A 1,234-nucleotide genomic window follows, 5' to 3' on the forward strand; every position below is an offset into this window, starting at 1 on the left:
GGCGGATTCAACCGGTGGTTGCAACGAGTTCTGCGAACTTTTCTGATGGTGTCAGATATCCGAGCGTCTTGCGGGGTCGCCCGTTGAGGGAGTCCTGGATCGCGGTCAGTTGAGCACGGGTCACAATGCTGAGGTCGGTGCTCTTGGGCAGGTACTGGCGCAGCAGGCCGTTGGTGTTCTCATTGCTGCCGCGTTGCCAGGGTGAATGTGGGTCGCAGAAGTAGATCGGGATGCCCGTCGTCGTGGTGAATTCGATGTGCTTGGCCATCTCCGCGCCCTGGTCCCAGGTGATCGTCCGTGCCAGCGATGGTGGCAGCGCGGTGATCGCCTCGCGCATCGCGGTCTCGACCTGGTCGGCGCTCTTGCCGTGCGGTAAGTGCAGCAGCAACGTCAGGCGCGTGCTGCGTTCGACGAGGGTTCCGACGGCGCTTCGACTGTTCTCTCCCAGGATGAGGTCGCCTTCCCAGTGCCCGGGAACTGCCCGGTCCTCGACCTCAGCGGGACGTTCGCTGATCATCACCATCCCCGGCAGCCGGCCGCGCCCGTCGGTCGCCGTTCGCGGCTTCCGGGTCGTGCGTCCCGACCTGAGGCAGCGTGCCAGTTCGCGGCGCAGTTGCCCGCGTCCCTGCACGAACAGGGACTTGTAAATCGTCTCGTGGCTCACGTGCATCTCCGGGTCATCGGGATGCTCCAACCGTAGGCGCGCGGCGATCTCCTGCGGTGACCACAACCTCTCCAACTGGGCTGTCACCGTCTCCAGCAGTCGCCCGGTATCGAGCTTGAACGGCTTCGGCCTTCTGGACTGTTCGCGAGCGTGCTCATGCGCTCGCCACGCCGAGTAGCTCTCCCGTCCACCGCCTCGCTTGACCTCGCGGCTGATGGTCGAGACCGCACGCCCCAGTCGACGCGCGATCGCGGTGAGAGAATCGCCGCGGGCCAGACCGACAAGGATCTGCTCGCGGTCCAGGACTGTCAGATGGCCATCGCGTGGCTCCCACCCGAACGGCTTGCCGTCCAGGTGTCGCCCTTCACGGGCCATCTTCCCGACCATCGGTGCAGTGCAGCCGACCTCGCGGGCGATCTCGACCAGCCGCCACCCCTTGGAATGCAGACGGAGCGCGAGCTGCTTCTGCTCACGACTGAGATGACCATGCTTGCCCTGCATCCGGTGCCTCCCGAGATCAGCGTCTGCCCCATCTCACAGCACCCATTGCACTGACCGGTTGAATCCGCC

General features: G+C 65.2%; 1 protein-coding gene. It reads right to left on the bottom strand.

Annotated features, from left to right (window positions below):
* Positions 1–7: 7 nt before the first annotated feature.
* The gene (locus ACIBBF_RS26475) at positions 8–1,165 is read right to left on the bottom strand and encodes an IS30 family transposase (protein WP_397419423.1); all 1,158 of its coding nucleotides are present in this window, start codon (positions 1,163–1,165) and stop codon (positions 8–10) included.
* Positions 1,166–1,234 lie beyond the last annotated feature (69 nt).

It is taken from the genome of Promicromonospora sp. NPDC050880, assembly GCF_044456525.1.
Classification (GTDB): domain Bacteria; phylum Actinomycetota; class Actinomycetes; order Actinomycetales; family Cellulomonadaceae; genus Promicromonospora.